This window comes from Pedobacter sp. HMWF019, from assembly GCF_003061025.1.
Classification (GTDB): Bacteria; Bacteroidota; Bacteroidia; order Sphingobacteriales; family Sphingobacteriaceae; genus Pedobacter.
Map to the genome: position 1 here is coordinate 1 of NZ_QAIL01000540.1, position 3,269 is coordinate 3,269.

4 protein-coding genes are annotated in these 3,269 nt (G+C 42.1%); 2 read left to right on the forward strand and 2 right to left on the reverse strand.

Translation table 11 applies throughout. From position 1 onward, the window contains the following. Positions 1-132: 132 nt before the first annotated feature. Positions 133-774 (forward strand): DUF47 domain-containing protein, encoded by a 642-nt coding sequence (locus DBR11_RS26565; protein WP_199076840.1) that lies wholly within the window; start codon positions 133-135, stop codon positions 772-774. A gap of 11 nt (positions 775-785) precedes the next feature. Continuing rightward, positions 786-1,796 carry an inorganic phosphate transporter gene (locus DBR11_RS26570; protein WP_108555585.1) on the forward strand — a complete coding sequence of 337 codons (1,011 nt, stop codon included), beginning with the start codon at positions 786-788 and terminating at the stop codon, positions 1,794-1,796. A gap of 64 nt (positions 1,797-1,860) precedes the next feature. Here DBR11_RS26570 and DBR11_RS26575 read toward each other — a convergent pair whose 3' ends face one another. Continuing rightward, positions 1,861-2,736, reverse strand: coding sequence for a hypothetical protein (locus DBR11_RS26575; protein ID WP_108555586.1), 876 nt, complete (start codon positions 2,734-2,736; stop codon positions 1,861-1,863). After that, a partial coding sequence (locus DBR11_RS26580; protein WP_233260924.1) for an RNA polymerase sigma factor occupies positions 2,729-3,269 on the reverse strand: 541 nt, incomplete at its 5' end. The genes DBR11_RS26575 and DBR11_RS26580, both read right to left, overlap by 8 nt.

Below are 3,269 nucleotides of genomic sequence, written 5' to 3' on the forward strand. Positions count from 1 at the left end.
ACTTAACACTAACTTAACATTGCAATCCTACTTTTGTAAAATATTTTGTAGTTAAAATAGACAGGGCGTATGCTTGAAGATATTAAAGGCCTGCACCTACATTTGACGAATAAAAGAAACTAAAACATACAGATGAATAATATTTTTAAGTTCTTTACGCCTAAAGACAAAAAATTTCAGCCCCTATTTGAACAAGCAGGAAGCAACGTTTTAAAGATCTCTGAAGCCTTATTACTTGCTTTAAGCACCACTGATCTGGAAAAAAGAAAAGAGCATATTAAAGAAGTAGAGCGTCTGGAGCATGTTGGGGACGACATTACCCATTCCATATTCCTGGAACTAAGCAAGAACTTCATTACCCCATTTGACAGAGAAGATATCCACTCTCTGGCGAGCGCAGTAGATGATATTGCAGATTATATTCATGCTTCTGCTACCAATATCGAATTGTACAACATCACCAAAATCGGTGATTCCATGATTAAACTTGCAGAATTGCTGGTGGAAATGTGCACCGATCTTGAAAAAGCAATCAAGGAATTGAGAAGTTTCAAAAACATCCGTGTGATTGCTGATGCCTGTGTAAGGATCAACAGTGGTGAAAACCAGGCAGATTACGTTTGCAACCTGGCTATCGCCCGCCTATTTGAATTTGAAACTAACGCTATTGAATTAATTAAACAAAAAGAAGTTCTGCAAACTTTAGAACTTGCAACTGATAAATGTGAAGATGCAGCGAATGTGTTGGAATCTATTTTGGTAAAGAACGCTTAAAACTTCAAAAAATGGTAACAACCTTACTGGTCGTTGTAATTATTTTGGCTATTGGATTCGATTATATCAATGGCTTTCATGATGCAGCGAATTCTATTGCGACAATTGTATCCACCAAAGTACTTTCTCCTTTCCAGGCTGTACTTTGGGCGGCGTTATTCAATTTCGCAGCCTACTTTTATTTTACAGACCATAAAGTAGCCAATACGATCGCTAAAACGGTTGTAGAAAATTATATTACCCTGGAAGTGATCTTTGCAGGGCTGGTAGCCGCCATTGTATGGAATCTGTTTACCTGGTGGTTTGGTATACCTTCCAGTTCTTCCCATACTTTAATTGGAGGCTTTGCCGGCGCAGGTATGGCGAAAGCAATGACACTCGGCCATGACGCCCTGGCTGCAATTAATTTTGCACCAATCTTTAAAGTAATTGCTTTCATCGTTCTGGCACCGGTTATTGGTATGATGATCTCTGTGATCATTTCCATTATTATTCTGCACATTTCCAAGCATGCCCGGCCATCTGTTGCAGAAAAATGGTTCAAAAGACTGCAGCTGATCTCTTCTGCGGCATTAAGTTTTACACATGGTGGTAATGATGCCCAGAAAGTAATGGGTATTATCTACGTAGCAATGGTCGCTTCCAACGTACTACATACAGGTGATGTAATGCCGGAATGGATCCCGATTTCCTGTTATGCAGCTATTGCTTTAGGCACGATGAGCGGCGGATGGAAAATCGTAAAAACCATGGGCTCCAAAATCACTAAAGTAACCGCTTTTGAAGGTGTTGCCGCAGAGGCTGCCGGTGCGGTAACCCTGGGAATTACCGAGCATTTTGGTATCCCTGTTTCCACCACACATACCATTACAGGTTCAATCGTTGGGGTAGGTTTACTAAAGAGGGTTTCTGCAGTGCGATGGGGCGTAACAGTTCGTTTGCTTTGGGCATGGATTCTGACTATTCCAGTTTCTGCTTTACTTGCAGGACTTGTGTACGCGGTGATACACCTTTTCTTTTAATCTGTTTAAGGCCTTATAGCCCTATCTTTAATAAAAAAAGCAACCTTACGGGTTGCTTTTTTTATTAAAAGTCTATCTGAAGCGTCACTTCATTTGTTCCCTGATCTGGCAGTATCCAGTCCGGTCCCTCTTTAACAAGCCTTATCGCCTCCTCCACATAACTTTGAGCAGAATGGCTTAATATTTTGAAGGCTCCCGGTTTACCGTTCTCATCCACTGTGAAAGTCAGAAGTACAAAAGGATTTTCCTCATTGCGAGTTAGTCGCTTATTCTTTTCCAGATAAGTTCTGTAACTTTCATATCCCTCCTTTGGCTGAGGTGCCGCTTCGGTTATCTTGCTTTTTGCAACCATAGCAGCGGCAGGTACAGGTGCAGCCATCTTTCTCGCCATCGGAGCCATTTCCACTTTTTCCTCTTTCTTTTTATCTGCAACAGCCGCGTATGCATTTGTTTTTGCTGCCGCAACAGCTTTATCCATCTCTTTATCCGCTTTAACAGATGCAGCAGCAGAAGGCGCCGCCTCGATTGTCTTTTCCGGACTAACTGTTGCAACCTGACTTTCTTTTGGCGCAATGACCACATCGACCTTTTTCGGCTGTTGCTTTGCCATCTGTTCCCTGGCCGCATTATTTTTCATCCAGAACACAATGCTTACAGATATAAACATTACAGCCGCAGCCGCAGCAATACTTAAGCGCTGCCAGGTGACTACAGATTTCTTTTTATGAGTGGCTTGTGCAGCCACTCTATCCTGCAATTGCTTCTGAAGCAAAGAAATGGATTGAAGCGACCGTTTAGGCGACGCACTTAAGCCAGCCAGGGCCTCCGCCACAAAAGGATCTTCCAGGGCGTGTTTTTCCACCATGTGCATTGACTTGGCATCAAGCTTACCATCCAGGTAATCTTCTAAAACATCTATATCTAACCAATCCTTATTCACTGCTGTTCTTCTCCATACAAATTTTCAAATTCCGTTTACCGTTCTGAATATAGCTTTTCACTTTAAGCATTTCATATCCGGTTATTTCGGCCACTTCCTTATAGCATTTTTCCTGCAGATAAAACAAATCTACACTAACTCGTTGCTCGTCGGGAAGTGTCTCCATGCACTTTTCCATTACGGTAAGCTGCTGTTCTTTTGTATCGTCGATATCAAGATGCACAAACTCACTGTTTTCCACAAATGTTTCTTCCAGAGAGACCGTATTGGTTTTAGATGATTTCCTAATGGCCATCAGACAATAGTTTCTGGCCAGCACATGCAGCCAGCTCTTAAAATTCTGGACTTCATGAATCCGGAGTTTCACCACCAGCTCTTCGAAGATCTGCATCACGGCGTCTTTGCTCTGCTCTTCATCTTTCAGATAATTAAGGCACACCCCAAAAACCAAGTGCATGTAACGGTTATACAATGCGCCCAATACCTCCAGATCACCGCTTGATTTATATTGCGAAATCAGTTCGGTGTCGTTC